Source organism: Pontixanthobacter sp., from assembly GCF_049682855.1.
Taxonomy (GTDB): domain Bacteria; phylum Pseudomonadota; class Alphaproteobacteria; order Sphingomonadales; family Sphingomonadaceae; genus Pontixanthobacter.
This window is the reverse complement of sequence record NZ_JBAUIK010000003.1, coordinates 58,334-84,675: the sequence shown is the minus strand read 5'-3', so window position 1 is coordinate 84,675 and position 26,342 is coordinate 58,334. Positions and strand designations below refer to the sequence as shown.

Here is a 26,342-nt window from a genome sequence, read left to right as displayed (position 1 = left end):
ATACTCATACGACCACGTAGGCACACGTAAGGATATTTGAACTTCCCATGCAGCTTGTCATTGTTGAATCGCCCGCCAAGGCGAAAACTATCGAGAACTATCTGGGCAAGGATTTCAAAGTCCTCGCATCCTATGGTCATGTCCGCGATTTGCCGCCCAAGGATGGCAGCGTGCGCCCGGATGAAGATTTCGCGATGGATTGGGAACTCTACCGCGACAAGCAGAAGCGGTTCAAGGAAATCGCCGATGCGGCCAAGGGCGCCACCCGTCTGATCCTGGCCACCGACCCTGACCGCGAAGGCGAGGCGATCAGCTGGCACGTGCAGGAGCTGCTGAAAAAGCGCAAGGCTCTGCCCAAGGAAGTGGACCGCGTAACCTTTAACGCGATCACCAAAGCGGCGGTGACCGAGGCGATGGGCAAGCCGCGCGGTCTCGATACCGATCTGATCGACGCCTATCTTGCGCGCCGCGCGCTCGATTATCTATTCGGCTTCACGCTCAGCCCGGTATTGTGGCGCAAGCTGCCCGGTGCGAAAAGTGCAGGCCGGGTGCAATCGGTCGCCTTGCGGATTATCGTCGACCGCGAGCGCGAGATCGAAGCGTTCAGATCGGATGAATACTGGTCCATCGTCGCCATGATGGAGCAAGACGGCACCGCCTTTGATGCGCGGCTGGTCAAATATGATGGCACAAAGCTGGAAAAGCTGACCATTGGCAGCGAGGGCAGTGCAACCGAGGCGCGAAAGAAGATCGAGAACGCACCGTTCACGGTTGAACTGGTCGAAACCAAGCCGCAGAAACGCCACCCGTCTCCGCCCTTTACGACCTCTACCTTGCAGCAGGAAGCATCGCGCAAGCTGGGCTATAATGCCAGCCACACCATGCGGCTGGCGCAGAAGCTGTATGAGGCGGGCGACATCACCTATATGCGGACCGATGGTGTGCAGATGGATGGCAGCGCAATCTCCGCCTGCCGCAAAGCCATCAGCGAACGGTATGACGGGCATTATCTGCCGGAGAAACCGCGCCATTATTCCACCAAAGCCAAAAACGCACAGGAAGCGCATGAGGCGATCCGCCCGACCAGCTTCCTCAAATCGCGCAGCGGCTCGGGTGACGAGGCGAAGCTGTATGATCTGATTTTCAAACGCGCGATGGCCAGCCAGATGCAATCGGCCAGTCTGGAACGCACCACGGTGACACTGCGCGATCCGGCCGGCTTGCATGAATTGCGCGCGACCGGGCAGGTTATCAAGTTTCCCGGCTTCCTTGCTGTCTATCAGGAAGGGTTTGACGATAGGGACGATGATGATGACGGCTTGTTGCCGGTAATGAACAAAGGCGATAGCCCGGCCAAGAAATCGGTCGATGCCAACCAGCATTTCACGCAGCCGCCGCCGCGCTATTCAGAGGCCTCGCTGGTCAAACGGCTGGAGGAACTGGGCATTGGCCGCCCGTCCACTTACGCCTCCACCATCCAGACGATCCGCGACCGCAATTATGTCCGCGTGGAGAAAAACCGTTTCTTTGTCGAAGAGTCCGGGCGGCTTCTCACAGCATTTCTCGAACGGTTCTTTGACCGCTATGTCGCCTATGAATTTACCGCCGGAATGGAGGATGAGCTCGATGTCGTCTCCGACGGTAAATCCGAATATAAGGCGCTGCTGGAGAAATTCTGGAAGGATTTCAAACCCAAAACCGATGAGGTGATGGAGCAGCAACCGTCCGAAGTGACCAAGGTGCTCGACGAGTATCTCTCCGACTATCTGTTCCCCGAACGCGAAGACGGCAAAGACCCGCGTTTCTGCCCTCTGTGCGAGAAGGAAGGCCGCGCCGATGGGCGCCTCGCACTGCGCGGTGGGCGCTACGGTGCTTTCGTCGCCTGTGCCAATTACCCCGAATGCAAATTCACGCGCCGCTTTGCGCAGCCAGGCGCTGATGGTGAAGATGCCGCAGAAGATGCGGTGCTGGGCGAACACCCCGACACCAATCTGCCGGTGGAGCGCAAATCAGGCCGTTTCGGCCCATATGTGCAAATGGGCGAGGGCAAGGAGGCCAAACGCGCCTCCATCCCCAAAGACATCGACGATTTCGGTTTGGAATGGGCGGTGAAGCTGCTCGATCTGCCGCGCATTGTCGGCCAGCACCCTGAAACCGATAAGGATATTGAGGCTGCAATTGGCCGCTATGGTCCCTATCTGCGGCATGACGGCAAATATGCGAAGCTGACCAGCACGGCGGATGTGTTCGACACCGGCATGAATGCGGCGGTTACTCTGCTGGCAGAGGCGGCCAATCGCAAAGGCGGCGGAAGGCAAAAAGCAGAGCCGATCAAGACGTTCAAGGAACATCCCGAAAGCGGGGGCGAGATGAAAGTCCTGCCAGGACGGTACGGTCCCTATGTGACTGATGGCACCAATAATGCGACTATCCCGCGCGATATGAAGCCCGAAGATGTGACCGAAGAACAGGCGATTGAGCTGATCAACGAACGCATCGCCAAAGGCCCGCCGAAAAAGCGCGCAAAGAAGAAAGCTGCACCCAAGAAGAAGCCAGCAGCGAAAAAGAAAGCACCGGCTAAAAAACCAGCCGCAAAGAAGTAATACAATCCTCCCCGCTTTTCCTGAAAGGACAAGTGGGGAGGTGGCAGCCCGAATGGGCTGACGGAGGGGCAATATCCCAAGGCCGAAAACTCCCCGCAACGTCACCGCAGCGCGCAAACTCCGCGCCAACATGTCACTGCCCGAACTGCTCCTATGGCGCGAACTCCGTGCCCAAACCCGCGTAAAATTCCGCCGCCAACACCCGATTGGCGAGTATGTTCTCGATTTCTATTGCGCGTCTGCAAGGCTGTGCGTGGAGATTGACGGGATCGCGCATGATATGGGGGATAGGCCAGAGCGCGATCAACTGCGTGATACGTGGCTGACAGCGCAGAATATCGAAGTCATCCGCATTCCGGCGCGGGATGTTTTGCGCTCGCCTGCAAATATTGCAGAGGCTTTAGTCCGGCATTGCGAGCAGTAGCTGCCCCTCCGTCAGCCGCCTGTGGCGACTGCCACCTCCCCACTTGTCGCTACACGAAAAGCGGGGAGGATCGCCTTGCGCTTTCCCGCCAGCCCGCGCACATAGACCCTTATGGGAAAAGAGATATTTGTCCGCCACAAACAACCTTGGAATGCGGAGGAAGCTGCCAAACTGCGCTTGCTCGCGGGCAAAGGGCAGGGCCTGAAACAAATCGCAAAGGCCCTGACTCGCAGCGAGGAATCGACCAAAGACTTTGCCAAAAAGAACAAGATTGCGGTGGCTAAGAAGCGGTGAGCTTCTGCTTTTAATCTAAATCAATCACAGCTCGCATCGGACCGCCCGTAATTGGGCGAAAAAGTAAGGCATAGTTGCTTGGTCCTTTCTCGTCGGGCCAGCCTATTTTAGCAAAGGCCGCTTCTGTGGCTTTTGTAGCCTCTTCACACTCTTTCAGCGTTTCACCGTACCCAATGAATGCCAGTGGCATGCGGTTAGCAACTGGCCATTCAAACGGATTAAAGCAGGCTACTCCTGGTGTGAGATCGAAAAGTTCGTCGCCCACATTTTGCTCAACATCGCTTTCGAGTTCAATGTCATGCAGGCTATAACCCTTTGCAAAAAGGGTATTTAGATTTCCTGCGGCAATGCAACCGGCGCAGACAATCGCTTCACCTTGTGCATAGATATTGCCAGTATATTTCCAAACACATCTATTTCTGCAGCAGTCACATTTATCTAGAGAAGCTACCAACGGACCTCCGTTGTCATAAGCTGTGGGATAAAACCGGAAGTCTGGCTTCTCTTCTAGCCGCACAGGTTTTTTACGAAAAAACCTCACCGCCCGAAGTCCAGCCCCATTTCTTCAAACACTTCCTTATCTTCAGCCCAGTTTTCATCGACTTTCACGTGCAGGAACAAATGCACTTTCTGGCCCAAAACTTCGCTGAGTTCCATACGGGCGGCCTCTCCGATCGATTTGATCATCGACCCGCCTTTGCCGAGCACAATCGGTTTCTGGCTGTCGCGGCCGACCACGATTTGCTGGCGCACTTCCACGCTGCCGTCCTTGCGCTGAGTATAGCTTTCCGGGCGAACGGCGCTGTCATAGGGCAGTTCTTCGTGGAGCTGTTTATAGAGCTGCTCGCGCGTGATTTCGGTGGCCAGTAACCGCTCGCTGGCATCCGAAACCTGATCTTCGGGATAGTGCCACACGCCTTTCGGCATCAGGCTGGCAAGGTGATCCTTTAACTCGTCCACACCGTCACCAGTCAATGCGGAGACGAAATAAACCTCCTCAAACGGCAGCATATCGGTGAGTTCCTGCGCCAAAGCGAGCAGCGGTTCCTTCACCGCCTTATCGACTTTATTCAGCACCAGAATCTTGCGTTCGGGGCGCTTGATCAGTGCCTCGACCAGAGGGATCATTTCATGGCGGCGCTGTTTGATCGGATCGACCAGCAAAACAATCGCATCGGCATCCTCCGCGCCTTCCCAAGCCGAGGTCACCATTGCACGGTCGAGTTTGCGGCGCGGCGCGAAAATGCCTGGCGTATCGACCAGTATGATCTGCGTCTTGCCGTGCAAGGCAATGCCCATCAGGCGGGCGCGGGTGGTCTGCGCCTTCGCACTGGTAATCGCGACTTTCTGGCCTACCAGCTGGTTCACCAGTGTCGATTTGCCCGCATTGGGCGCGCCGATTATGGCGACCACACCGCATTTGGGATCTGCTTTGGTGTCGGAAAATGGTGTGGTTTCGGTCAACCGAAAGTCTCCATAAAATTCTCTGCGGCTGCTGTCTCAGCCTCCTGCTTACTCGATGCGGTGGCCTGCGCGCTGCCAACATTATTGACAGTGACGCGCACAGTGAATGTCGCGGCGTGATCGGGGCCGGACCGGTCCACCAGTTCATATCGCGGCGGGCGGCGCTGATTACCGGCGGCCCATTCCTGCAGCGCGCTTTTGGGATGTTTGCTTTTGCCCGCACCGCCGCCATGCTCGCCCGCCCAAAGGGTGCGGATGAGCGACTGCGTAGCGGTAAAACCGCTATCCAGAAATGCCGCGCCAAGCAGCGATTCCATAACATCACCCAGCACGTTGTCGCTGTTGGCAGCGCCATCATCGCGCGCCTGCTTGCCAAGGCGAACATGCTTGGCGATACCGATTGAGCGGGCCACGCTGGCGCAGGTGCGTTTGCTCACCAGGGCGTTTAACCGCTGTGCCAATGCGCCTTCTGCGCCGGTCAATTCGCCAAACAGCCAATCGGCAATCGTCAGGCCCAATACGCGGTCACCCAGAAATTCCAGCCGCTGGTAATCCCGGTCTTCCCCGGTGCTGCCATGCGTCAGCGCCTCCACCCACAAGGGTTCATGCGTCGGCTGAAAGCCGGTTGTTATCAGCCAAGCCCGCGCGCCTTTTTCCAGTTTGAGAGTATCCGATGCGCTCACAGGCCGTTGCCCAAACGCTCTGTCCGAAGCGCGGTGAACCAGGTCCACGGGAGCAGCCACTCCGCGCTGCCATCGGTGGACCACATGATGAAGGTGGCGCGGGCGAGCAGCAGATCCTGCGGGACGAGGCCGACGCCGCCCTGCGGTTCTGCGGGGAAGCGGCTGTCCTGCGAATTGTCGCGGTTGTCGCCCATCACGAACATTTCGCCTTCTGGAACGATGATCGGTGCGAAATTATCTTGAAACTGCGGACCAAAATCGAGCACCTCATACGTCTCGCCAGAGGGCAGAGTTTCGCGGAAGCGGGTGTAATTGCAGACCGTGCTGCCGTCCTCCTGAACGACTTTTTCCGACATTACGTGGCAAACGGTGTTGGGCGAGGGCGCAATTTCGAAATTGGCCATCGGTTCTTTCGGGATAGGCTCACCGTTCAGAATGATCTGGCCGCCCTCCATCGCGATAGTGTCACCCGGAATGCCGATCACCCGTTTAATGTAATCGGTGCCGTCCACCGGGTGTTTGAAAATCGCAATGTCACCGCGCTCCGGTGCGCTTCCCAGAATGCGCCCGGGGATCAGCGGCGCACCAAACGGCAGGGAATCGCTGGTAAATCCGTAGGGCCATTTTGCCGCCAGCAGATAATCGCCATTGGCCAATGTCGGCAGCATGCTTTCACTGGGGATATTGAATGGGGAGAAAATGAAGCTGCGGAAAATCACCACGATCAGTACCAGCTTGGTGATGAAAACGAAGAAATTGTCCTCGTTCTTAGCGGGCTTCTTGTCTGGCTGTGCGGCGGCGGGTGATACGTCTTCAGTCATAGATCCTGCGTGTTTTTCCTAATCTTTTGGGGCTGACCGGAGCCATGACACAGAAAATTCCTATGCGCGGCGGCCTCCCGGCTTCCCATTCATTGCCGGTGTCTCTACTCCGGGAAGTCAAAGGTAGGAAGGTTTTTTGCATGAGCGACACAGCAGCATCGATCTGGGACACATTGAAAGCGCATCAGCCGCAAACATTGCTGGAGCTTTTCAGCGATGACGGGCGAGTGGGGAAACTGTCAGACCGGATCGATTGGCACATGGGTGAGGGTGACAGCGCGATGACTGCGGGCATCCAGTTTGACTGGTCGAAAACGCATCTCGATGATGGCCTGATGGATCAGTTCGAGCAATTGGCCGAGGCGATGGACTTTACTGCCAAGCGTGCGGCACTGTTTGGCGGCGAGGCAATCAACAATACCGAAGGCCGCGCGGCCACGCATACGGCTCAGCGCGGTGTCGGCACCGATGCCGCGGTGGAAGAGGCGGCAGCTCTGCATGCCCGGATGAAAATGCTGGTGAAGGCGATCCATGACGGCGCGCTGGGCCCGATCAAGCATCTGATCCATGTCGGCATTGGCGGCAGCGCGCTGGGCCCGGCATTGGCGATTGATGCGCTCACTCGCGATCTGGCGAAAGTGGATGTGCATGTCGTCTCCAACATCGATGGCACCGCGCTGGAACAGGCCTTCGCCGCATGCGATCCGCAAACCACGATGATTGCGGTCGCTTCCAAAACCTTCACTACTATTGAAACCATGACCAATGCAGACAGCGCGCTGAAATGGCTCGCCGATAACGGCGTGGCTGATCCCTCGGGCCGCGTGGTGGCGCTTACCGCCAGTCCTGAAAAGGCAGTTGAGTGGGGGGTGGATGAAACCCGAATCCTGCCATTTAACGAAACGGTTGGCGGGCGCTATTCGCTATGGTCGAGTATCGGTTTTCCGGTTGCTCTGGCGATCGGGTGGGAGGAATTTACCGAATTTCTCGCCGGTGCACGGGCGGTCGATCAGCATTTCCGCGATACGGACGGGCGGGCCAACCTGCCGCTGCGCGCGGCCTTCGCCGATCAGTATTATACGCGCATTCGCGGCTGCCAGACGCGGGCGGTGTTCGCCTATGATGAACGGCTCGGTCTGTTTCCTGACTATCTACAGCAGCTGGAGATGGAAAGTAATGGCAAGAGCGTGACGGCGGCGGGTGATCCGGTCGGCGGCGCAACCGCGCCGATTACCTGGGGCGGAGTGGGTACCGATGCGCAGCACGCAGTGTTCCAATTGCTGCATCAGGGCACGCATCTGATTCCGGTGGATTTCATTGCCAGCATCGCGCCGGGTGATGATCTGGACCCGGCGCATCACCGGATATTGCTGACCAATTGTTTTGCCCAAGGCGCAGCGTTGATGGCGGGCAAGGCAAGCGATGACGGCGCGCGCAATTTTGAAGGCAATCGCCCCAGCGCAACCATGCTGTGCGATGATCTGGATGCAGCCACATTGGGCGCGCTGATCGCGTTTCACGAACACCGGACTTTTGCCAACGCGATGCTGATGGGCATCAACCCGTTCGACCAGTTTGGGGTCGAGCTCGGCAAGCAAATGGCGAATGCGATTGAGGCGGGCGGGCAGAGTTTCGATGCGAGCACGCACGCATTGTTGGCGCGAGCTGATCTCAGCTGATTTTGCCCAGCAGCGCGCGGCAGTCGAACCGGCTATTCCTGTGAAAAAGCCATGCGGACGTGGAAACGAAACCGGACGATAGAGCGTATTTAATATCACCAACCGGAATGGCGCGGCCTTTTTGACGACCTTTCCAGTAAACAGCGCATGCGGCCCGCAAGCGGGTCACGAAAGGTATCCAATGTCCGACTACGATTTCGACCTTTTCACCATCGGTGCCGGTTCTGGCGGCGTGCGGGCTTCGCGCGTGGCATCGGCGCATGGCGCGAAAGTGGCTGTGGCGGAGGAATACCGGGTGGGCGGGACCTGCGTCATTCGTGGGTGCGTGCCCAAAAAGATGCTCGTCTACGGTGCCCATTTTGCCGAGGATCTGGAAGACGCGAAACAGTTTGGCTGGGATCTTGGCGAGACCTCATTCGATTGGGAGCGTTTGCGGGATACCGTGCTGGGTGATGTGGACCGTCTCAGCAAGCTCTACACAGAAACACTCGAAAATCATGATGTGACTGTCTTTGAAGAGCGTGCAGAGATTACCGGAGATCACGAGATTACTCTTGCCAGCGGCAAAGTCGTAACCGCAAAATATATCCTGATCGCGACCGGCGCAGAGCCCGCTGTGCTGGACTTTCCCGGTAGCGAGCATGCGATTACTTCGAATGAGGCCTTTCACCTGCCAGAGGTGCCAAAACGCATCATGATTGCCGGCGGCGGCTATATCGCGAATGAATTTGCCGGCATTTTCCACGAATTTGGCGCGAAGGTTTGTATCGTCAATCGCAGCGACACGCTGCTGCGCGGTTACGATCAGGCGCTGAGCGACCGGCTGCTCAAGATCAGCATGACCAAAGGGATCAATTTCCACTTCAACACCACATTCAAAAGCATCACGAAAAATGATGATGGCAGTTTGCATGTCGAGTTGAACGGTGATGATGACCAGACTGTCGATTGCGTGCTGTTTGCCACCGGCCGCAGCCCCAATGTGGAAGGCCTGGGGCTTGATGTTGCGGGCGTTGAGCAGGGCAGGATTGGCGAAATTCTGGTCGATGAATATTCGAAAACCAATGTCGATCATATCTATGCCGTGGGTGATGTGACCAACCGGGTGCAATTGACGCCTGTGGCGATTAGAGAGGGGCAGGCCTTTGCCGATACAGTGTTCAATAATGATCCCAGAACAGTCAGTTATGACCACATCCCCAGCGCCGTGTTCAGTCATCCGCCAATCTCTGCTGTCGGCTTGACCGAAGGCGAAGCGCGCAATCAGCTTGGCAATATCAGAGTCTATCAATCCGATTTTCGCCCGATGAAAAATGTTGTGGCCGGGCGCAATGAACGCGGACTGTATAAGATGATCGTCGATGCGGCGACGGACAAGGTCGTGGGTATCCATATGATCGGGCCGGACTCGCCCGAAATCATGCAAGGTTTTGCCGTGGCGGTGAAAGCGGGCCTGACCAAAGCCGATTTTGATGCAACGGTCGCGATCCACCCGACTATGGCGGAAGAGCTTGTCCTGTTGAAGTGACGATATTCATCGACATTGCAGCTAAAATCACGTCATGCGATATATTGTATTTTCATTTATCTGCGTCTTAGCGCCAGCCTGCACGCAGTCCAACGAAGGCAGCTCGCCAACTGAAACGTCTAGCGTGTTTGGGAGTCAGCTCGCGGTGCCACCGCCGGATTATAGCAAGCTACTCGCGATGCCTCAATTGGCGCGGAACCTAGGCGAAACCTGGGAGGCCGGCGGCCCGGTCCCGCTGGACGCGCTTGAGACTGGTGAAATATGGCTTGCTCGGCTGGAAGCGCGCGGATTGTTGACCTCGGCCACGTATAGCGGCGGCGGTGCGGATGCCCGTGTTGTTGCCATTGATGTGGGTATGACCCCGTCAGCTTTTCGGCAACTGATTAAGGCTGAAGGGTGGGAAATACCGGCTTTCATCACTTTCAATTTACCTGGAGAACTCAACCTTCCCAGGGTTTCCCAAGCTGCTGAGGGGGCGCCGAAGATCTGGCCTGCCTCGGACACGCGCTCGGGCATCCAAAACCTTGCTCTGTTTCGCGGACGGATAACATTGCGCGTTGGCTGTTTTTTCGTTGAGGGTGGCACTTTAGGCGAAGACGCATCCCGTCATGCTATTCTCCTCGCAGAAACAGGGCTGGATCGCGATAGCGAAAATTATCTTACTCTGATTGATCGCATGACAGGAGAAACGCTGATGCGAGTGGGCGAAGAGGCCTTTTGGGCCGGTCCGGCAAGCACATTTGTTTCAGAAAAAATGAAAGCCGATTTGCGTAAGGAGTGCGGTGACGCGGACATTATGATTGTGGGCATGCCCGAAGCGCGGAAGCGATTCAAACTTCAATACCCGCACATAAATTCAAATGCTGGCGCTCTGGCTGCCGATTGACCCTGCCGCGAGGGTAGGGCAACAGGCCTCGCAAACGATAAGTTTTAAGAGCAATCGGGGGCCTTTTACCAGTGTCAGCCAATACAGCCGGAATGGCCAATCTTCTTGAATTGGAACGCCGCCGAGAAGCGGCCCGCATGGGCGGCGGGCAAAAGCGGATCGAAGCGCAGCATGCCAAGGGAAAACTAACTGCGCGCGAACGGATCGACGTGCTGCTCGATGAAGGCAGTTTTGAAGAAGTCGATATGTATGTCGAGCATGATTGCGTCGATTTTGGCATGGCGGAACAGAAGATCCCCGGTGACGGCGTGGTAACCGGCAGCGGGACCATCAATGGCCGCCTGGTCTATGTCTATAGTCAGGACTTTACCGTGTTTGGCGGCAGCCTGTCCAAACGCCATGCGGAGAAAATCTGCAAGCTGATGGAAACCGCGATGAAAAACGGCGCGCCCATTATCGGTATGAATGATAGCGGCGGCGCACGGATTCAGGAGGGCGTCGCATCGCTGGGCGGATATGCCGATGTGTTTCAGCGCAACGTGCTGGCCAGCGGCGTGGTGCCGCAGATCAGCCTGATTATGGGGCCATGCGCGGGCGGGGCGGTCTATTCCCCCGCGATGACTGATTTTATCTTTATGGTGAAAGACAGCTCCTACATGTTCGTGACCGGTCCTGATGTGGTGAAAACGGTGACCAATGAAGTGGTGACACAGGAAGAATTGGGCGGCGCGGTAACGCATACGACCAAGACCAGCGTGGCCGATCTGGCATTTGAGAATGACATCGAAACGCTGATCGCGACGCGCGACTTCTTTGACTTTTTGCCCTTGTCCAACCGCGAAGACGTGCCCGAGCGGCCCACCGCCGATCCGTTTGACCGCGAGGAAGCAAGCCTCGACACGCTGATCCCCGACAATGCCAACCAGCCTTACGATATGCATGAAGTAATCCGTAAGGTGCTGGACGAAGGCGATTTCTTTGAAATTCAACCCGCCCATGCGGGCAATATTTTATGCGGGTTTGGCCGGATCGAAGGGCGCACCGTGGGCGTGGTGGCGAACCAGCCAATGGTGCTGGCGGGTGTGCTCGATATCAATGCATCCAAAAAAGCTGCGCGGTTTGTTCGGTTCTGCGATGCGTTTGACATACCGATTATCACTCTGGTGGATGTCCCCGGCTTCCTGCCCGGCACTGCGCAGGAGCATAACGGTATCATCAAACACGGCGCGAAATTGCTGTTCGCCTATGCCGAGGCAACCGTGCCCAAAATCACCATTATCACCCGCAAGGCTTACGGCGGGGCGTATGACGTCATGGCGTCCAAGCATTTGCGCGGTGATTTGAATTTGGCGTGGCCGACTGCCGAAATCGCGGTGATGGGCGCGAAAGGCGCGGTGGAGATTATCTTCCGCCAGGACCGCGGCGATGCGGAAAAGATTGCGGAAAAGACCAAGGAATATGAAGACCGCTTTGCCAACCCCTTCGTCGCGGCACAGCGCGGCTATATCGACAATGTCATCTATCCGCATTCCACACGGCGCCGGATTGCTCTGGGCCTACGCAAACTGCGGAATAAGCAGTTGGAGAACCCGTGGAAGAAGCATGACAATATCCCGTTGTGATGGACGCTATATTTGTCGCCTTGATTGGATTGATCGCTGCATTGCTTGGTGGTGCAATACAGGCTTACTCGACCGGTCGTTTTCAAAGGTCTAAGTTTGAAATGGACGCAAAGTGGGAGCTCTACAGTTCATACTTTGTCACTTTAGGTGAGTTGTCCTTTGCGCGGAACAATCCAGCAAAACTGGCCGAAGGACACGCGCGAATGGCGAACATCAGAGGGCGAATTGGTATTCAAGGCTCTCCCGAAGTAGTGGTTGCTGTTGGAAATGTCTTCCGTTTCCCCGATCTCCATTCAGACGAGGCACAAGAAGCTATGGCCATTGCGCTTAGTGCTATGCGCTCTGATTTGGGTAAGGGAAATAAGACGATAACCAAAGATATGCTGAAGCAAATTATGTTCAACTCCCGCGACGTATGATGCGCGATGGCTCAAACCATCCGACCGTTACCTTGAACTTGTTTCAGGTTCCATCTGTTCGCAAGTGGCTTCGGTGCGGATGGAGGAATGGATGCTGAAACGAGTTCAGCATGACGGGACGACGAAGGATAGAAAATGAAACTAGGCCGCCTCAATCACATTGGTGTCGCTACGCCCTCTATCGCAGCCTCCATCGCGCATTACCGCGATGTGATGGGTGCGACCTACATCACCGAACCCTTCGACTTGCCCGAGCAGGGGGTGAGGGTCTGCTTCATTGATACGCCAACCATGTCGGGAATGGACGGCACGCAGATCGAGCTGATCGAGCCGCTTGCGCCGGATACTCCGGTCGGGAAATGGCTTGAGAACAAACCGTATGGCGGGCAGCATCATCTGTGTTTTGAAGTGCCTGATATCGAGATTGCGCGCGGAGAATTTGAAGCGCTGGGCAAGCGTATCCTCGGCCCCACGCGCATCGGGGCGCATGGCACGCCGATTTTCTTCCTCCATCCCAAAGATATGGAGGGCATACTGACCGAAATTATGGAAACACCGAAGGGCGAGGGACACTAAATGAGCTACGAAACCATCAAGCTAGAGCGCGAAGGCCCGCTGATGATCATTACGCTGAACCGTCCGGAGCGGCTCAATGCGATGCCGCCGCAAATGGCGGATGAAATTGGCGAAGCGTTTTATGATCTGGGTGATGCCCGCGCGGTGCTGATTACGGGCGAGGGCAAAGGGTTTTGCTCCGGCGCTGATCTGTCTGCACGGTCGAGCGATTCCAAAGGCGGCAGCCATCAGGCGCTGCAGAACCATTACAACCCCGCCATCAGCCAAGTAATGCGTGCGCCCGTTCCGGTGATTAGCGCGGTCAACGGCCCGGCGGCAGGCGTTGGGTGCTCGCTCGCATTGGCGGCGGATTTTACCATTGCCAGCAAGACAGCCTATTTCCTGCAGGCCTTCGTCAATATCGGCCTGGTGCCCGATGGCGGCTCCACCTGGCTGCTCGCCCGCGCAATTGGCCGCGCCCGCGCCACCCGCATGATGATGTTGGGCGAAAAAATCAGCGCGGAACAGGCCGAAGATTGGGGCCTGATTTACAAAGCCGTCGACGCCGGTGATCTGATGATTGAAGCCCGGGCGCTGGCAGAGAAGCTCGCCAATGGGCCGACGCTGGCGATCAAGACAATGAAGGCGAATATCAACGCCGCGCTCGATGGCACTCTGCCAGAGGTGCTCGTAAATGAAGCCGAGGGCCAACGCCTTGCTGGTGCAAGCGCCGATGCGATGGAAGGCGGGATGGCCTTCCTGCAGAAGCGCAAGGCGGAATTTAAGGGTAAGTGAAACCCGTTTCTTCTGCCCTTCGTCACTCCCAATTCTTGCTTTCGCCACTCCCGCGAGAGCAGGAGCCCACAACGATGTTGTTCCGAGATTTACTCCCGGTTCCCGCTTTCGCGGGGGTGACCGGCGGTGTAAGGTAGTGTCATGACTGATAAACCGACGATATCTGACTGGGAAACCCTTGCTGACAAGGAATCCAGAGGGCGCGACCTGACCATGAATATGCCCGAAGGGTTTCAGGTCAAGCCGCTTTATACCGCCGAAGATAGTTCCGATCCCGGACTGCCAGGCTTCGCGCCGTTCACACGCGGGGTGAAGGCGACCATGTATGCGGGCCGCCCGTGGACGATCCGCCAATATGCCGGTTTCTCGACCGCGGAGGAATCGAACGCGTTTTACCGCCGCAATCTGGCGGCGGGGCAGAAGGGCCTGTCGGTCGCGTTCGATCTTGCCACCCATCGCGGTTACGATTCCGATCATCCGCGCGTTGTCGGTGATGTCGGCAAAGCGGGCGTGGCGATTGATACGGTCGAGGATATGCAGATCCTGTTCGACCAGATTCCGCTGGAGAGCATGTCGGTTTCGATGACCATGAACGGCGCGGTTATCCCGGTACTGGCATTCTACATCGTGGCGGGTGAGGAACAGGGCGTTTCAACACAGCAGCTCAGCGGCACCATTCAGAACGATATTCTGAAAGAGTTTATGGTGCGCAACACCTATATCTATCCCCCGGCGCCCAGCATGCGGATCGTATCGGACATCATTGGGTATACCTCCGCCAATATGCCAAAATTCAACAGCATTTCGATCAGCGGCTATCACATGCACGAGGCCGGCGCGACCGCGGTGCAGGAACTGGCTTTCACCATTGCCGACGGCAAGGAATATGTGAAACGCGCGATGGCGACCGGGCTGGATATTGATGCCTTTGCCGGGCGCCTGTCCTTCTTTTTCGGCATCGGCATGAATTTCTTCATGGAAATCGCGAAACTGCGCGCTGCGCGCACGCTGTGGTACAAAGTGATGGACGATCTGGGCGCGCAGTCTGAACGCTCCAAAATGCTGCGCACACATTGCCAGACCTCGGGCGTGTCTCTGCAAGAACAGGACCCGTATAATAACGTCATCCGCACCACAGTGGAGGCGATGGCGGCGACGCTTGGCGGTACCCAGTCGCTCCACACCAATGCGCTGGATGAAGCGATTGCACTGCCAACAGATTTCAGCGCGCGGATTGCACGCAATACGCAGCTGGTGTTGCAGGAAGAAACTGGCATTACCAACGTCGTCGATCCGCTGGGCGGGAGCTATTACATCGAAGCTCTGACCGCGAAACTGGTCGAGGAAGCCGAAGTGCTGATGACCGAAATTGACGGGCTTGGCGGGATGACCATCGCCGTCGATAGCGGAATGCCGAAGCAGCGCATTGAAGAGGCCGCCGCAGCCAAGCAGACACGCATCGACAAGGGCGTGGACGTGATCGTCGGGGTGAACACATACCGCCTTGCCGAGGAAGAGCAGATCGAAACGCTCGAAGTGGACAATCACAAAGTGCGTACCGGCCAGATCGCGCGTCTGAAGAAAAACCGCGAAAGCCGTGATGAAGCAGCATGTCAGGCGGCGCTCAAGGCGCTTACGGAAGGGGCAAGGAGCGACGGCAATATGTTGGCGCTGGCTGTAGATGCGGCGCGTCAGCGGGCAACATTGGGTGAGATTTCTTCCGCGATGGAGGAAGTGTTTGGCCGATATGACACCACACCCAAACCCGTCACCGGCATCTACACATCCGCCTATGCATTTGATCGCCGCTGGGCGCAGGTGTTGGAAGGGGTCGACGCTGTCGAGCGCCGCCTTGGCCGCAAGCCCAAAATCATGGTCGCGAAGATGGGCCAGGACGGGCATGATCGCGGCGCGAATGTGATCGCCAGCGCGTTTACCGATATGGGTTTTGAAGTTGTCTCTGGCCCGCTGTTTCAAACGCCGGATGAGACGGTGAAAATGGCGCTCGAAAATGATGTCGATGCGATTGGCGCCAGCTCACTCGCGGCAGGGCACAAAACGCTCATTCCCGAATTGATCGACCTGCTGAAGGGCGCAGGCCGCGGCGATATCAAGGTCGTCGCTGGCGGTGTTATCCCGCCGCAGGATTATGATGTGCTGCGCGAAGCAGGTGTGCAGGGCATCTATGGTCCGGGGTCCAACGTTGTCGAATGCGGGGCGGATATGCTGCGGTTGCTCGGGCATAACATGCCGCCTGCGGGTGATGATAGCGATCCATCCTAGAACTTGTGCCAGTGCTGGAAATTCTACCTCGCAAATAAATGCGTTATGATGGCAGAACAGCCAGTAATGCACCAATGCACGCCAGCATCCATATATTATCGGAAACATTGATATGACCGTACAGAATACTGAAACTGCCAAGCTTGAGACAATGGCCGTCCACGCTGGCTGTGAACCAGACCCGGCAACCAACGCGCGGATTACGCCTGTCTACCAGACTGCGTCCTACACCTTTGACGATGTTGACCATGCTTCGCGCCTGTTCAACCTTCAGGAATTCGGGAATATCTACACCCGCATCATGAACCCCACCAACGCCGCGCTGGAAGGCAAGATTGCCGCGATGCACGGCGGCGTTGGTGCGCTGGCGGTGGCATCGGGCCATGCGGCGCAAATGATCGTGTTCCACACGCTGATGGAACCGGGCGCAGAGATTGTCGCGGCGAAGAAACTCTATGGCGGATCGCTGAATCAACTCGGCCATAGCTTCAAGAAAATGGGCTGGCACACCCATTTCGTCGATGCCGATGATGCGGCAAATGTCGCCGCCGCAATTACCGACAAGACCCGCGCGGTATTCATCGAAAGTCTCGCCAATCCTGGCGGTGTGGTTCAGGATATCTCCGCTATCGCCAAGGCGGCACATGATGCCGGACTTCCGCTGATCGTTGATAACACTATGGCCAGCCCCGTACTGTGCCGCCCGATTGAACATGGCGCAGATATCGTCGTGGAATCGACCACAAAGTTTCTTAACGGGCACGGCAATTCAGTTGGCGGCGTGATTGTGGATTCGGGCAGGTTCGATTGGACCGCATCGAATAAGTTTCCGACAATGAGCCAGCCGAACGATTCCTATCACGGTGCGGTGCTGAGCGATGCGGTTGGTGAAATTGCGTTCATTATCGCTTGCCGCGTTCTGGCTTTGCGCGATCTGGGTCCTGCTATGGCACCGATGAATGCGTTTTTGACGCTGACCGGGATGGAAACATTGGCACTGCGGATGGAGCGGCATTGTGACAATGCTCTCGCGCTGGCCAAATGGCTTAAGGACCACGAAAAAGTCGCGTGGGTTGGGTATGCCGGCCTGGCGGACAGCCCGTATAATGCGCTGGCCCAGCACTATCTTGGCGGTCGCGGCGGCGCGGTATTCACCTTCGGTTTGAAAGGCGGATATGATGCCGGTGTGAAGCTGGTGTCAGGTGCCAAACTGTTCGGCCATTTGGCCAATATCGGCGACACGCGATCATTGATCATTCATCCCGCTTCCACCACGCATAGCCAGTTGAGCGAAGCGGAATTGCTCGCCGCTGGCGCGGGCCCCGACGTGGTGCGGGTATCGGTCGGCATCGAACATATTGGTGATATCATCGCCGATATGGAGCAGGCGCTGGCGCAGATATAACCGGCTCCGGTCTGACGCATGCGTCTGGGTTTCTCTGTCGATCAATTGCTGCCCCGCGCGCGCGGCGGCGGACAATTGAAGATGGGGCTGCTAAGCCTGGCCGAGCGGGATTGGTTGCAGCCTTCGCCCGATGTGGCTGCGCGTGAAGCGGCATTTGCATGCTGCCCGGACGCGGTTCAGCTGTCGGCAGCGGCAGACGCACCCGGCGAGGAACTGGCCGCTATGCTGGGGGTAAGCGGCGCTTTGCCAAACGCTGCATTGTCGCGGCATGAGGACATGTGCTTGCTCACGCGCCGGTCTGATGAGGATATCTACCGTTTGGTCGGCGCAGCGGTTGCTTACCCGACGGATTGGCAGCCGAAAGATAAAATGGGCCTACCGCTTGCCGCTATGCATGCGCCAATCCACGGCTATCAGCAACAGCTTGCCAGCGGTGTCGACCATTTCATGGCCAGGCTGAAACCGGGCAGAATATTCGGCCGCTGCAATTGGTTTATCGCGCCAACACCGCAATTGCGCTGGATCGCGGATAGCGCGCCAGAGGCAGCATTTGGCCACGTTGATGGCGCCAATGCCGGCGAGACGCTATTCATCCGCAGCGAACGCCAGACCCTGCGCCGTCTGCCTGAAACGGGCGCAATCGTTTTCACGATCGGCGTTTATGTCGCCCCGCTTGGCAGTCTTTCGCCGGGAAATATCGCCATGTTGGCGGGTGCGATACGGTCTTTGGTCAGCGGAGAGGGTGACCGGCGCGGCTCCGCCTATTATGCAGAGGCTTTGCTGCGTTACGCTGCCGCTTATCCGGAGGTACTCACATGATATTTGCCGCTTTTCTGTCAGTCCTGAACCCCGTGCCCGCGATTGATTGCGAGGAGCCGATGACGCAAATGGCGATGAACCACTGCGCTTTTCAGGATTACATGGAGGCGGATATGGGATTGAATACGCAATGGGCACTGACCTCTGCAGCGATGAAGCGGCGTGACAAAGATAGCCCGCCGGCCGGCCGGGATGATCGCCCCGGATATTTCGACGCGCTGCTGGCGGCACAGCGCGCCTGGATACGCTACCGCGATGCCCATTGCCAAAGCGAAGGATATCGCGCGCGCGGCGGCACGCTGGAACCGCTATTGGTGAGTTCTTGCAAGGCCCATCTAACCCGATTACGCACGGCAGACCTGGAAGAACTGGCGAGAACCTATTGATGTTCAAAAAGATCCTGATTGCGAACCGCGGCGAAATTGCGTGCCGGGTTATCAAGACCGCTCGCCGCATGGGTATTGCCACGGTCGCGGTATATTCCGATGCGGATGCGCGTGCGCCATTTGTGAAGATGGCGGACGAGGCGGTACATATCGGACCGGCACCAGCGGCGGAAAGCTATCTGATCGCGGACAAGATTATCGCCGCGTGCAAACAAACCGGAGCAGACGCCGTGCATCCCGGCTATGGCTTCTTGTCGGAGCGGACCAGTTTTGCGGAAGCGTTGGCACAGGAAAATATCGAATTTATCGGGCCGCCAATCGGGGCGATTGCGGCAATGGGTGACAAGATCGAGTCCAAGAAACTGGCAATGGAAGCGGGTGTGAATGTCGTCCCGGGTTTTGTGGGCGAAATTGAAGACACCGAACATGCGGTGCGGATTTCGCAGGAGATCGGTTATCCGGTGATGATGAAAGCGAGCGCCGGCGGCGGGGGCAAGGGTATGCGGCTCGCCTATTGCGAAAAGGACGTGCGCGAAGGCTTTGAAGCGACGAGGCGGGAAGGGCATAACAGCTTCGGCGATGACCGGGTGTTTATCGAAAAATTCATCCTCAATCCGCGCCATATCGAAATCCAGATCCTTGGCGACAAGCACGGCAATATCATCTATCTGAACGAGCGCGAGTGCAGCATCCAGCGCCGCCACCAAAAGGTGGTAGAGGAAGCGCCATCGCCCTTCGTAACCCCGCAAATGCGTAAGGCTATGGGCGAACAATGCGTCGCTCTGGCCGCTGCGGTGGATTATCATTCCGCAGGCACTGTTGAACTGATTGTCAGCGGCGCGGATCCCAGCGGGGAAAGTTTTTACTTCCTCGAAATGAATACGCGGCTGCAGGTTGAACATCCTGTGACCGAAGCGATTACCGGCGTCGATCTGGTCGAACAGATGATCCGTGTCGCGGCGGGCGAGCCGCTGTCCATGACGCAGGATGATGTTACCATTGACGGCTGGTCGATTGAGAACCGCGTCTATGCTGAAGACCCCTATCGCGGGTTCTTGCCGAGCACGGGCCGGTTAGTGGAATACGAGCCGCCGGTGGAACCCTGGGCGGATGACGGCACTGCCAATGGGCGGCGCGGCGTGGATGGTATCCGCGTTGATGACGGCGTGTTCGAAGGCGGCGAGGTCAGCATGTTCTATGACCCGATGATCGCCAAACTCATCACCTGGGGTGAAACCCGCAATGCGGCGGCAGATTTGCAAGTGCAGGCGCTCGACGCGTTTGGTATCCAGGGGCTGGGGCATAATGTCGATTTCCTCAGCGCGATTATGCAACATGATCGTTTCCGGTCTGGTGATCTGACCACCGGATTTATCGCGGAGGAATATCCTGACGGTTTTGAAGGCGCGCCTGCCAGCGGCCATTTGCAACGCGGGCTTGCCGCGATTGCGGGCGTGATCGCGACGGCCAATGCAGACCGCGCGCGCAGGATCGACCAGCAATTGAACGGGCGCAATGCCCCGCCAGGCGACTGGTCTGTCACGCTGGATGGGCGGGATTATGCCGTGGCGTTGGAAGAGGACGGTATTACCGTTGACGGTGTCCTGATCGATCTGGAGATGGAATATACCCCAGGCGACCGGATGGTCGATGTCGTACTGGATGCAGAGGGGTTGACGATCCAGCTTGCATTGACGCGCGCCGGCTACGCCATCACCACGCGCGGAGCGTCGCATGATCTGCGCATCTTGCCGGCCCATATTGCGCCGCTGGCCCAGCATATCATTGAAAAAATTCCGCCCGATCTTAGCAAGTTTCTGATTTGCCCGATGCCCGGATTGCTGGTGAAGCTGCATGTTGGGGAGGGCGAAGAAGTCCAGCCTGGCCAGCCACTCGCGACTGTTGAGGCGATGAAGATGGAGAATATCCTCCGCGCGGAAAAACAGGGCGTGATCGCGAAAGTCAACAGCGCCGAGGGGGAGAGCCTGGCGGTGGATGCGATTATATTGGAGCTGGAATAATGCACCTCAACCACAATCCGCGCGCGCCCGCGCAGCCCGTGATCAGCTTCGACGATTTTCTGAAAGTCGATATTCGGATCGGAACCATTGTTTCTGCCGAAGAATTTCCTGAAGCGCGCAATCCCGCCTATAAGCTGGTGATCGATTTCGGCGCGGCAATCGGAACCAGGAAAAGCTGCGCGCAGATCGTTACCAATTATCCGATCGACACGCTGCCAGGCCGGCAAATTGCTGCGGTGATCAATTTCCAGCCGCGCCAGATAGGGCCAGCGATGTCGGAAGTTCTGACTTTGGGCTTTGCTGACGAGGGGGGTGAAGTCGTCTTGTTCGCACCCGACGTGACAGTGCCGGATGGATCGAAACTTTTCTGACCGATCGATATATCGATCAGCCGACACGAGACAGACGGATTGAATTTTATGTGGTTTGATACTTGGAAAGACATTGTGCGGGTTCTGCTGATTACGTTGGCATCCTACAGCGCGATCATAGTGATTTTACGGATCAGCGGAAAACGTTCGCTGTCGAAACTGAATGCCTTTGATTTCGTGGTCACGATTGCTCTGGGCTCCATTCTGGCTTCTGTGATTTTGACCAAGTCGGTATCGCTGAGCGAAGGCGTTGCTGCGTTTTTTGGCTTGGCAGCGTTGCAATGGCTGGTGACGGCGCTGTCCAATAAATCGGATACGTTTGCCAAGGCATTGCGGTCTGAGCCCAAACTGCTTCTAAAGGATGGCCGGTTTCAGGATGAAGCACTCGCAAATGAACGGGTCACGCGCGATGAGGTGGAAGCGGCAATTCGCAAGAAAGGGCACGGACATGTGGATGAAATCGCCGCAGTCGTATTGGAATCCGATGGCGAAATGAGCGTCATCTGCGGCGGCGAGGCCAGCGATTGCACGGCTTTGCGCTCGGTCTTGAAACCTGGCGAGACAAGCCTTTAAGCGGGCGCGTTATGTACCCGCCAGCTGTTCGTCCATAAATGCCGCGACATCATGCAAAGACACATCGCGGGCAATGAATGCCGCGCCAATGCTGCGCAGCAAGATAAACGGCAGAGTGCCCGCATCCATTTTCTTGTCATGGCGCATGTGATCGACCAGTCTGGTGCCGCGGCATGATACTCCGGCCGCCGCCACTGCAGTGGGCAGACCCGCTGAAGCTATCGCCGCCGTTACACGCTCCGCATCGGGCGCGCTGATCAATCCGAGCCGTGCGGAATAGCGCGCGGCAAGCACCATACCCAGAGCAACCGCTTCGCCGTGCAAGAGCGTGTCGCAATATCCTGTTTCCGCCTCCAGCGCGTGACCGAATGTGTGCCCTAGATTGAGCAATGCCCGCACCCCCGATGTTTCCCGCTCGTCCTGCGCGACAATCCTGGCTTTGGCAGCGACGCTTTGCGAAACGGCGGACTCCAGTGCGTCATCCTCACCGCCGACAACACGGCTGCCATTATTCTCACACCAATCAAAAAACGCGCGATCTCCCAGAATACCGTATTTGATGACTTCTGCATAACCCGCCCGCATCTCGCGCGCGGGCAAAGTTTTAAGCGAGTCTGTATCGGCCAGAACAAGGGAGGGTTGATGAAATGCCCCGATCAAATTTTTACCTGTCGCAGTGTTGATCGCAGTCTTGCCCCCGACCGAGGAGTCGACTTGCGCCAGCAATGTCGTGGGCATTTGCACAAAGCCGCAGCCGCGTTTCAGTATCGAACAGGCAAAACCGGTCAAATCACCGACCACGCCGCCGCCCAGCGCAAAAACATGGTCGCCGCGCTCCACCTCGAGTTCCAGCAGCCAGGCGGTCAGCCGCTGCAATTCTTCCCAGCTTTTCGATTGCTCGCCCGATGCCACATCAAACCAGGCAATCTGTTTGCCAGCAGCGGTCAGAGAGCGGGCCAGCCGGTCACCATGATGGCGGCGGGCATTGACATCCGCCGCAACCGCAACAGTCTGTTTGCGCAGGAATTGCGCGGCCAAGCCTCCGACATCGTCGGTCAGTCCTCGGCCCACGAGCACGTCATAGGGGCGGCCAGCCAATTCAACGGGGATCACAGCCATCTGTCAATCGCCTCAATAATAAGCATTGCGGTATCCTGATGCGGCCCGTCCCTGCTTTCAACACGGATCGGGGCCTGGGAATAAAAGGGTTCACGTTCCGCATGGAGCCGTGAGAGAATTTCGTGCGGGTCACCGTTTTGCAGCAGTGGGCGTGTGTTCTTGCGGCCTGTGCGTTCGACCAGAATACCGATCTCGCAATCGATCCACACGGTGATCGCCTGGTCCAAAATCAGGCTGCGTGTGTCATCATTGATGAAAGCGCCGCCACCGGTCGCGATCACGCCAGTATGTCCGGCCAGCAAACGGGCAATCACCCGGCGTTCCCCGTCACGAAAATATGCCTCACCATAGGTTTCGAAAATTTCAGCGATGGATTGCTGCGCAGCTTCTTCAATGGCATCGTCAGAATCGATGAATTCCCGATCGAGCATGAATGCCAGCTTGCGGCCAACCGACGATTTGCCGGTCCCCATAAGCCCAATCAAGACCACAGGCCGGACAATCCGCTGCGCTACGGAGCCGATAAAGGCACTATTATCATCCATTGCGGCATCGCCTATAGATGGGCTAGGTGGCTGGCAACTGCAGAGGTTCACTTCAATCGCGCAGGCAAGTACCATTATGAAGTTTTGGGCCGTAAACATATGTCCGGAAAGCGGATGATTTTGATAGGTAGCATTGTGATAGTCGCGGTCATCGCGCTGGCATGGTTTCACGGCGGGGAAGAACCGCTGCGGCCGATCACGCAGGCCGTGCCATTGCCCGAGACGCAGCCTGTTATTCCGGCGGAGGACGGCCAATGAAGCGCACTGTGTTGATCAGCGCGGCGGCACTGGCGCTTGGGTCAAGCCTCGCGATGGCGCAGTCCTCTCCGGAATCACTGCTACCGCCGGGGTTTGATGATCCCGCGCCTACTGCGACACCCCCGGCAACCCGCCAGCAGCCAGCGCCCCGCCAGCCGCCAGCGCCCCGTCAGCAGCCCGCTCCCAGCCAGACGCGTGCGCCTGCGCCAAACATTTCTGTACCCAGCGCGCCAACCGCGCCATCCGGCAGCACCAGCGTTCCGGCGGTTCAGCCGGTTCCGTCCGGCCCGGCACCCGATGCGCGCTCTACAGGGCCGGTTGCGGGTGTGCCATCTATCGCTGATTTGGAAAAGCTCAACCCGGACGAACTGGACGAACTGCTTGGCTTGAAGCCCAAATTTGACATGCCGGCTTCTGCGCAGCGGTCGATGGAACGGGTCGGCTTGCTGGGCACTGGTGAGGGCGGCCTGGCTGCTGGCGCATTGCGTAATCAATCGGCAACGCTTGTGCGGGCGGCATTGACTGGCATGAAGGGGCCGGTGGTTTCACGCTGGGGGCATATCATGGCCCGCCGCGCGCTGGCCAGCCGGTTGGAGGCACCATCCGGGATGGACCCGGCAGATTTTGTCGCATTACGGGCGCGGGCGCTCAATGCGATGAGCGAGCATGGTGTCACCAGAGCCCTGGCACAGGATGTGGATACCGGCAACTGGAGCGAGGCGCTGACCGATGCGGCGATTGAAGCCTATCTCGCCACGTCGGATATTGTTGGCGCGTGTCCGATTGTCCAGATGAAAGGCGGCGAGCGTGACGATCCTGAGTGGGTTATGCTGCAGTCGATCTGCTATGCGTTTCTGGGCCAGGGTTCGCGCGCCCAGGCCAATTTGAACCGGGCCTTCCGTAACAAGATCGCACCTGAAATTGATGTTTTGCTGGCGCAACGCTTCGCAGGCGCAGCAGGTCGCGGGCGCCGAGCGATCAATCTGGAATGGGAAGGGGTTGAGGAACTGACCCCGTGGCGTTTCGGACTGGCAACAGCAGTTGGTGCGGAGCTGCCCGCCGAATTGCTCGGTAACGCGCCGCGCTATTTCCAGCAGGCTGCGGCGCAAAATCCGGCCCTGTCCCTGACGGAAAGAATGGCCGGTGTGGACATGTCCGCCGAGCAGGGGGTCTTATCATCCTCTGCAGCTGTGGCATTCTACAGCGAAATTCTCGCGCGCGGCGGAGCGGCGGCAGAACCTACCTCTGTCGCGGCAGATTTACGGCAAGCCTATGTTGCGGTGGAACCCGCTGCGCGATTGGCAGCCATGCGAACGTTGTGGGGAGAGGGGCAGGCGGATTATGCGCGGCAGGTCCTGACTGCCTATGCCGCAGCACGGATGCCGCCAAGCGAGGCATTGGCCAGCGATGCAGCAGATTTGATAGCATCAATGTTGACCGCCGGGCTCGATGCCGACGCGCTCACCTGGGCGCCATTCGCACCTCAGGGCAGCGAGGCGTGGGCTTTGCTGGTGCTTGCGCAGCCGAACCGCAACAGCCCGGTGACCACAGGCCAGTTTGACGGTTTCATGAGTGCTGATGAAAGCAAGGATGCGCGCGCATCGAAAATGTTTCTTGCCGGCCTGGCGGGCCTGGGACGCATAGGCCAGTCCGATGCGCTTGAGCTTGCAGATGACCTTTCGATATCGCTCAATAGGCAATCCAAATGGAGCCAGCTGATTTCGCAGGCGGCCGAGGTGAATAATGCGCCGCTGGTGGCATTTCTGGCGGCCACAGGGATGCAGGGCGATGATTGGAGCGATATGACGCCGCGCCATGTGTATTTTATTGTCGCCGCGCTCAACCAGGCCGGTTTGTCTGCCGAAGCACGGATGATTGCGGCAGAGGCTGTTGCGCGCAGCTGAACCGGGGGATGTCGCAATCGGTAGATAGCTTCTTGGCGATGCTGGCCGCAGAACGCGGGGCCGCTGCCAATACGCTGGCTGCATATCGGCGCGATTTGGAAGCTACAGAGGCGTTGATTGGCGATCTTGCCAGCGCGTCCAGCATGCAGCTTGGCAGTTTAAGCCGCGCTTGGGCTGATCTTGCCCCAGCCAGTGCTGCCCGCAAGGCATCGGCACTGCGCCAGTATTTTGGCTTTCTGGTCGATGAAGGGCTGCGCGCCGATGATCCATCGCCTGCCTTGCCCACAGCAAAATCACGCCGCCCGCTGCCCAAAATACTTACCCATCAACATGTTGCGGCTTTGTTTGAGCGGGCAGAGATGGAGGCAGAGGCGGGCCGCGTCCCGGCCATCCGAATGCTGGCTTTGCTGGAGCTGCTTTATGGTTCCGGACTGCGGGCGACCGAATTGGTGTCACTGCCCTTGTCTGCGGTTCCGCGCGATGCCCCTTTTCTGACGGTAACCGGAAAAGGCGGCGCCAGCCGGATGGTGCCGGTAAGCCGCCGTGCGCAGGCGGCCTTGTCGCGGTGGCTTGCAGTCCGGCCCGATGCACCCGGATACCTCTTCCCGTCTCGCGGCAAGCATATCTCGCGAATCAGATTGTACCAGATGCTCAAAGAGCTCGCGGTGCGCGCTGATCTGCCCCCTGAAGGGATCAGTCCCCATGTGCTGCGCCACGCCTTTGCCACACATTTGCTGGAGGGCGGGGCCGATTTGCGCGTGCTGCAAACTATGCTCGGTCATGCCGATATTGCGACCACACAAATCTACACGCATGTGAACAGCGCGCGTCTGGTGGAACTGGTCAACCAGAAGCATCCTCTTGCCCAGCCCAGCACTTAGGACT

The 26,342-nt window shown here is 57.7% G+C and carries 26 protein-coding genes; 20 read left to right on the top strand and 6 right to left on the bottom strand.

The features are described from left to right. The first annotated feature begins 47 nt into the window (after positions 1-47). The 3 genes from topA to WA922_RS01695 all read left to right on the top strand — a co-directional run bounded on the left by topA (position 48) and on the right by WA922_RS01695 (position 3,321). Positions 48-2,603, top strand: a complete 2,556-nt coding sequence (gene topA / locus WA922_RS01705; RefSeq protein WP_424769948.1) for a type I DNA topoisomerase — start codon at positions 48-50, stop codon at positions 2,601-2,603. 73 nt (positions 2,604-2,676) lie between these two features. Continuing rightward, a complete protein-coding gene (locus tag WA922_RS01700; protein ID WP_424770016.1) occupies positions 2,677-3,027 on the top strand; it encodes an endonuclease domain-containing protein in 351 nt (116 codons plus the stop codon). Positions 3,028-3,138: 111 nt separating this feature from the next. Then, positions 3,139-3,321 (top strand): hypothetical protein, encoded by a 183-nt coding sequence (locus tag WA922_RS01695; RefSeq protein ID WP_170010361.1) that lies wholly within the window; start codon positions 3,139-3,141, stop codon positions 3,319-3,321. A 10-nt stretch (positions 3,322-3,331) separates the two neighbouring features. Here the strand turns inward: WA922_RS01695 and WA922_RS01690 are convergent, their stop codons facing one another. The 4 genes from WA922_RS01690 to lepB are packed head-to-tail and all read right to left on the bottom strand — an operon-like array spanning position 3,332 to position 6,289. Continuing rightward, positions 3,332-3,862, bottom strand: a complete 531-nt coding sequence (locus WA922_RS01690) for a CbrC family protein (RefSeq protein WP_424769947.1) — start codon at positions 3,860-3,862, stop codon at positions 3,332-3,334. Continuing rightward, a complete protein-coding gene (era, locus tag WA922_RS01685) occupies positions 3,859-4,785 on the bottom strand; it encodes a GTPase Era (RefSeq protein WP_424769946.1) in 927 nt (308 codons plus the stop codon). Before era ends, WA922_RS01690 begins: the two co-directional genes overlap by 4 nt. Beyond that, positions 4,782-5,468, bottom strand: coding sequence for a ribonuclease III (rnc, locus tag WA922_RS01680; RefSeq protein WP_424769945.1), 687 nt, complete (start codon positions 5,466-5,468; stop codon positions 4,782-4,784). The genes era and rnc overlap by 4 nt, the downstream gene beginning before the upstream one ends. Then, complete coding sequence (gene lepB / locus WA922_RS01675) at positions 5,465-6,289, bottom strand: signal peptidase I (RefSeq protein ID WP_424769944.1); 825 nt, start codon at positions 6,287-6,289, stop codon at positions 5,465-5,467. The genes rnc and lepB overlap by 4 nt, the downstream gene beginning before the upstream one ends. Positions 6,290-6,429: 140 nt before the next feature. On the opposite strand from lepB, the gene pgi reads away from it, so the two are divergent. From pgi to WA922_RS01605, 14 genes are all read left to right on the top strand, one after another. Then, the gene (gene pgi, locus WA922_RS01670; RefSeq protein ID WP_424769943.1) at positions 6,430-7,968 is read left to right on the top strand and encodes a glucose-6-phosphate isomerase; all 1,539 of its coding nucleotides are present in this window, start codon (positions 6,430-6,432) and stop codon (positions 7,966-7,968) included. 181 nt (positions 7,969-8,149) lie between these two features. Beyond that, the gene (gorA, locus tag WA922_RS01665; RefSeq protein WP_424769942.1) at positions 8,150-9,496 is read left to right on the top strand and encodes a glutathione-disulfide reductase; all 1,347 of its coding nucleotides are present in this window, start codon (positions 8,150-8,152) and stop codon (positions 9,494-9,496) included. 178 nt (positions 9,497-9,674) lie between these two features. Further along, positions 9,675-10,382, top strand: a complete 708-nt coding sequence (locus WA922_RS01660) for a hypothetical protein (RefSeq protein ID WP_424769941.1) — start codon at positions 9,675-9,677, stop codon at positions 10,380-10,382. A gap of 92 nt (positions 10,383-10,474) precedes the next feature. Continuing rightward, positions 10,475-12,004 (top strand): acyl-CoA carboxylase subunit beta, encoded by a 1,530-nt coding sequence (locus WA922_RS01655; RefSeq protein ID WP_424769940.1) that lies wholly within the window; start codon positions 10,475-10,477, stop codon positions 12,002-12,004. Further along, positions 12,004-12,423: a hypothetical protein gene (locus WA922_RS01650; RefSeq protein WP_424769939.1), complete on the top strand. Its 420-nt coding sequence runs from the start codon at positions 12,004-12,006 to the stop codon at positions 12,421-12,423. The genes WA922_RS01655 and WA922_RS01650 overlap by 1 nt, the downstream gene beginning before the upstream one ends. Positions 12,424-12,558: 135 nt before the next feature. Next, on the top strand, positions 12,559-12,999 hold the full coding sequence (gene mce / locus WA922_RS01645; RefSeq protein ID WP_424769938.1) for a methylmalonyl-CoA epimerase: 441 nt from the start codon (positions 12,559-12,561) through the stop codon (positions 12,997-12,999). Further along, on the top strand, positions 13,000-13,773 hold the full coding sequence (locus tag WA922_RS01640; RefSeq protein ID WP_424769937.1) for an enoyl-CoA hydratase-related protein: 774 nt from the start codon (positions 13,000-13,002) through the stop codon (positions 13,771-13,773). Positions 13,774-13,914: 141 nt separating this feature from the next. Then, positions 13,915-16,056 carry a methylmalonyl-CoA mutase gene (scpA, locus tag WA922_RS01635; protein ID WP_424769936.1) on the top strand — a complete coding sequence of 714 codons (2,142 nt, stop codon included), beginning with the start codon at positions 13,915-13,917 and terminating at the stop codon, positions 16,054-16,056. 112 nt (positions 16,057-16,168) lie between these two features. Beyond that, positions 16,169-17,461 carry an O-acetylhomoserine aminocarboxypropyltransferase gene (locus WA922_RS01630; RefSeq protein WP_424769935.1) on the top strand — a complete coding sequence of 431 codons (1,293 nt, stop codon included), beginning with the start codon at positions 16,169-16,171 and terminating at the stop codon, positions 17,459-17,461. A gap of 18 nt (positions 17,462-17,479) precedes the next feature. Beyond that, positions 17,480-18,280 carry a heme-dependent oxidative N-demethylase family protein gene (locus WA922_RS01625; RefSeq protein ID WP_424769934.1) on the top strand — a complete coding sequence of 267 codons (801 nt, stop codon included), beginning with the start codon at positions 17,480-17,482 and terminating at the stop codon, positions 18,278-18,280. Then, positions 18,277-18,666 (top strand): lysozyme inhibitor LprI family protein, encoded by a 390-nt coding sequence (locus WA922_RS01620; protein ID WP_424769933.1) that lies wholly within the window; start codon positions 18,277-18,279, stop codon positions 18,664-18,666. Before WA922_RS01625 ends, WA922_RS01620 begins: the two co-directional genes overlap by 4 nt. After that, on the top strand, positions 18,666-20,687 hold the full coding sequence (locus WA922_RS01615; protein WP_424769932.1) for a biotin carboxylase N-terminal domain-containing protein: 2,022 nt from the start codon (positions 18,666-18,668) through the stop codon (positions 20,685-20,687). The genes WA922_RS01620 and WA922_RS01615 overlap by 1 nt, the downstream gene beginning before the upstream one ends. Further along, on the top strand, positions 20,687-21,058 hold the full coding sequence (locus WA922_RS01610; protein ID WP_424769931.1) for a tRNA-binding protein: 372 nt from the start codon (positions 20,687-20,689) through the stop codon (positions 21,056-21,058). Before WA922_RS01615 ends, WA922_RS01610 begins: the two co-directional genes overlap by 1 nt. A 48-nt stretch (positions 21,059-21,106) precedes the next feature. Further along, a complete protein-coding gene (locus WA922_RS01605) occupies positions 21,107-21,631 on the top strand; it encodes a DUF421 domain-containing protein (RefSeq protein ID WP_424769930.1) in 525 nt (174 codons plus the stop codon). 9 nt (positions 21,632-21,640) lie between these two features. Here WA922_RS01605 and aroB read toward each other — a convergent pair whose 3' ends face one another. Both aroB and WA922_RS01595 read right to left on the bottom strand, forming a co-directional pair. Next, on the bottom strand, positions 21,641-22,750 hold the full coding sequence (gene aroB / locus WA922_RS01600; protein ID WP_424769929.1) for a 3-dehydroquinate synthase: 1,110 nt from the start codon (positions 22,748-22,750) through the stop codon (positions 21,641-21,643). Then, positions 22,741-23,295, bottom strand: coding sequence for a shikimate kinase (locus WA922_RS01595; RefSeq protein ID WP_424769928.1), 555 nt, complete (start codon positions 23,293-23,295; stop codon positions 22,741-22,743). Before WA922_RS01595 ends, aroB begins: the two co-directional genes overlap by 10 nt. Positions 23,296-23,409: 114 nt before the next feature. Here WA922_RS01595 and WA922_RS01590 point away from each other — a divergent pair, with 114 nt between their 5' ends. From WA922_RS01590 to WA922_RS01580, 3 genes are read left to right on the top strand one after another with little or no spacing between them, the layout of a single operon-like run. Then, positions 23,410-23,553, top strand: a complete 144-nt coding sequence (locus tag WA922_RS01590) for a hypothetical protein (protein WP_424769927.1) — start codon at positions 23,410-23,412, stop codon at positions 23,551-23,553. Further along, positions 23,550-25,457, top strand: coding sequence for a hypothetical protein (locus WA922_RS01585; protein ID WP_424769926.1), 1,908 nt, complete (start codon positions 23,550-23,552; stop codon positions 25,455-25,457). Before WA922_RS01590 ends, WA922_RS01585 begins: the two co-directional genes overlap by 4 nt. A gap of 8 nt (positions 25,458-25,465) precedes the next feature. Next, positions 25,466-26,338: a tyrosine recombinase gene (locus WA922_RS01580; protein ID WP_424769925.1), complete on the top strand. Its 873-nt coding sequence runs from the start codon at positions 25,466-25,468 to the stop codon at positions 26,336-26,338. Positions 26,339-26,342 lie beyond the last annotated feature (4 nt).

Bases quoted from the DNA above. Each gene is read 5' to 3' on its own strand.
- aroB (WP_424769929.1), bottom strand. From the start codon at position 22,750: ATGGCTGTGATCCCCGTTGAATTGGCTGGCCGCCCCTATGACGTGCTC.
- gorA (WP_424769942.1), top strand. From the start codon at position 8,150: ATGTCCGACTACGATTTCGACCTTTTCACCATCGGTGCCGGTTCTGGC.
- WA922_RS01630 (WP_424769935.1), top strand. From the start codon at position 16,169: ATGACCGTACAGAATACTGAAACTGCCAAGCTTGAGACAATGGCCGTC.
- WA922_RS01650 (WP_424769939.1), top strand. From the start codon at position 12,004: ATGGACGCTATATTTGTCGCCTTGATTGGATTGATCGCTGCATTGCTT.
- scpA (WP_424769936.1), top strand. From the start codon at position 13,915: ATGACTGATAAACCGACGATATCTGACTGGGAAACCCTTGCTGACAAG.
- WA922_RS01625 (WP_424769934.1), top strand. From the start codon at position 17,480: ATGCGTCTGGGTTTCTCTGTCGATCAATTGCTGCCCCGCGCGCGCGGC.
- WA922_RS01620 (WP_424769933.1), top strand. From the start codon at position 18,277: ATGATATTTGCCGCTTTTCTGTCAGTCCTGAACCCCGTGCCCGCGATT.
- WA922_RS01640 (WP_424769937.1), top strand. From the start codon at position 13,000: ATGAGCTACGAAACCATCAAGCTAGAGCGCGAAGGCCCGCTGATGATC.
- WA922_RS01605 (WP_424769930.1), top strand. From the start codon at position 21,107: ATGTGGTTTGATACTTGGAAAGACATTGTGCGGGTTCTGCTGATTACG.
- WA922_RS01585 (WP_424769926.1), top strand. From the start codon at position 23,550: ATGAAGCGCACTGTGTTGATCAGCGCGGCGGCACTGGCGCTTGGGTCA.
- WA922_RS01660 (WP_424769941.1), top strand. From the start codon at position 9,675: ATGCCTCAATTGGCGCGGAACCTAGGCGAAACCTGGGAGGCCGGCGGC.
- WA922_RS01610 (WP_424769931.1), top strand. From the start codon at position 20,687: ATGCACCTCAACCACAATCCGCGCGCGCCCGCGCAGCCCGTGATCAGC.
- mce (WP_424769938.1), top strand. From the start codon at position 12,559: ATGAAACTAGGCCGCCTCAATCACATTGGTGTCGCTACGCCCTCTATC.
- WA922_RS01595 (WP_424769928.1), bottom strand. From the start codon at position 23,295: ATGGATGATAATAGTGCCTTTATCGGCTCCGTAGCGCAGCGGATTGTC.
- topA (WP_424769948.1), top strand. From the start codon at position 48: ATGCAGCTTGTCATTGTTGAATCGCCCGCCAAGGCGAAAACTATCGAG.
- pgi (WP_424769943.1), top strand. From the start codon at position 6,430: ATGAGCGACACAGCAGCATCGATCTGGGACACATTGAAAGCGCATCAG.
- WA922_RS01580 (WP_424769925.1), top strand. From the start codon at position 25,466: ATGTCGCAATCGGTAGATAGCTTCTTGGCGATGCTGGCCGCAGAACGC.
- WA922_RS01695 (WP_170010361.1), top strand. From the start codon at position 3,139: ATGGGAAAAGAGATATTTGTCCGCCACAAACAACCTTGGAATGCGGAG.
- lepB (WP_424769944.1), bottom strand. From the start codon at position 6,289: ATGACTGAAGACGTATCACCCGCCGCCGCACAGCCAGACAAGAAGCCC.
- WA922_RS01590 (WP_424769927.1), top strand. From the start codon at position 23,410: ATGATTTTGATAGGTAGCATTGTGATAGTCGCGGTCATCGCGCTGGCA.
- WA922_RS01655 (WP_424769940.1), top strand. From the start codon at position 10,475: ATGGCCAATCTTCTTGAATTGGAACGCCGCCGAGAAGCGGCCCGCATG.
- WA922_RS01615 (WP_424769932.1), top strand. From the start codon at position 18,666: ATGTTCAAAAAGATCCTGATTGCGAACCGCGGCGAAATTGCGTGCCGG.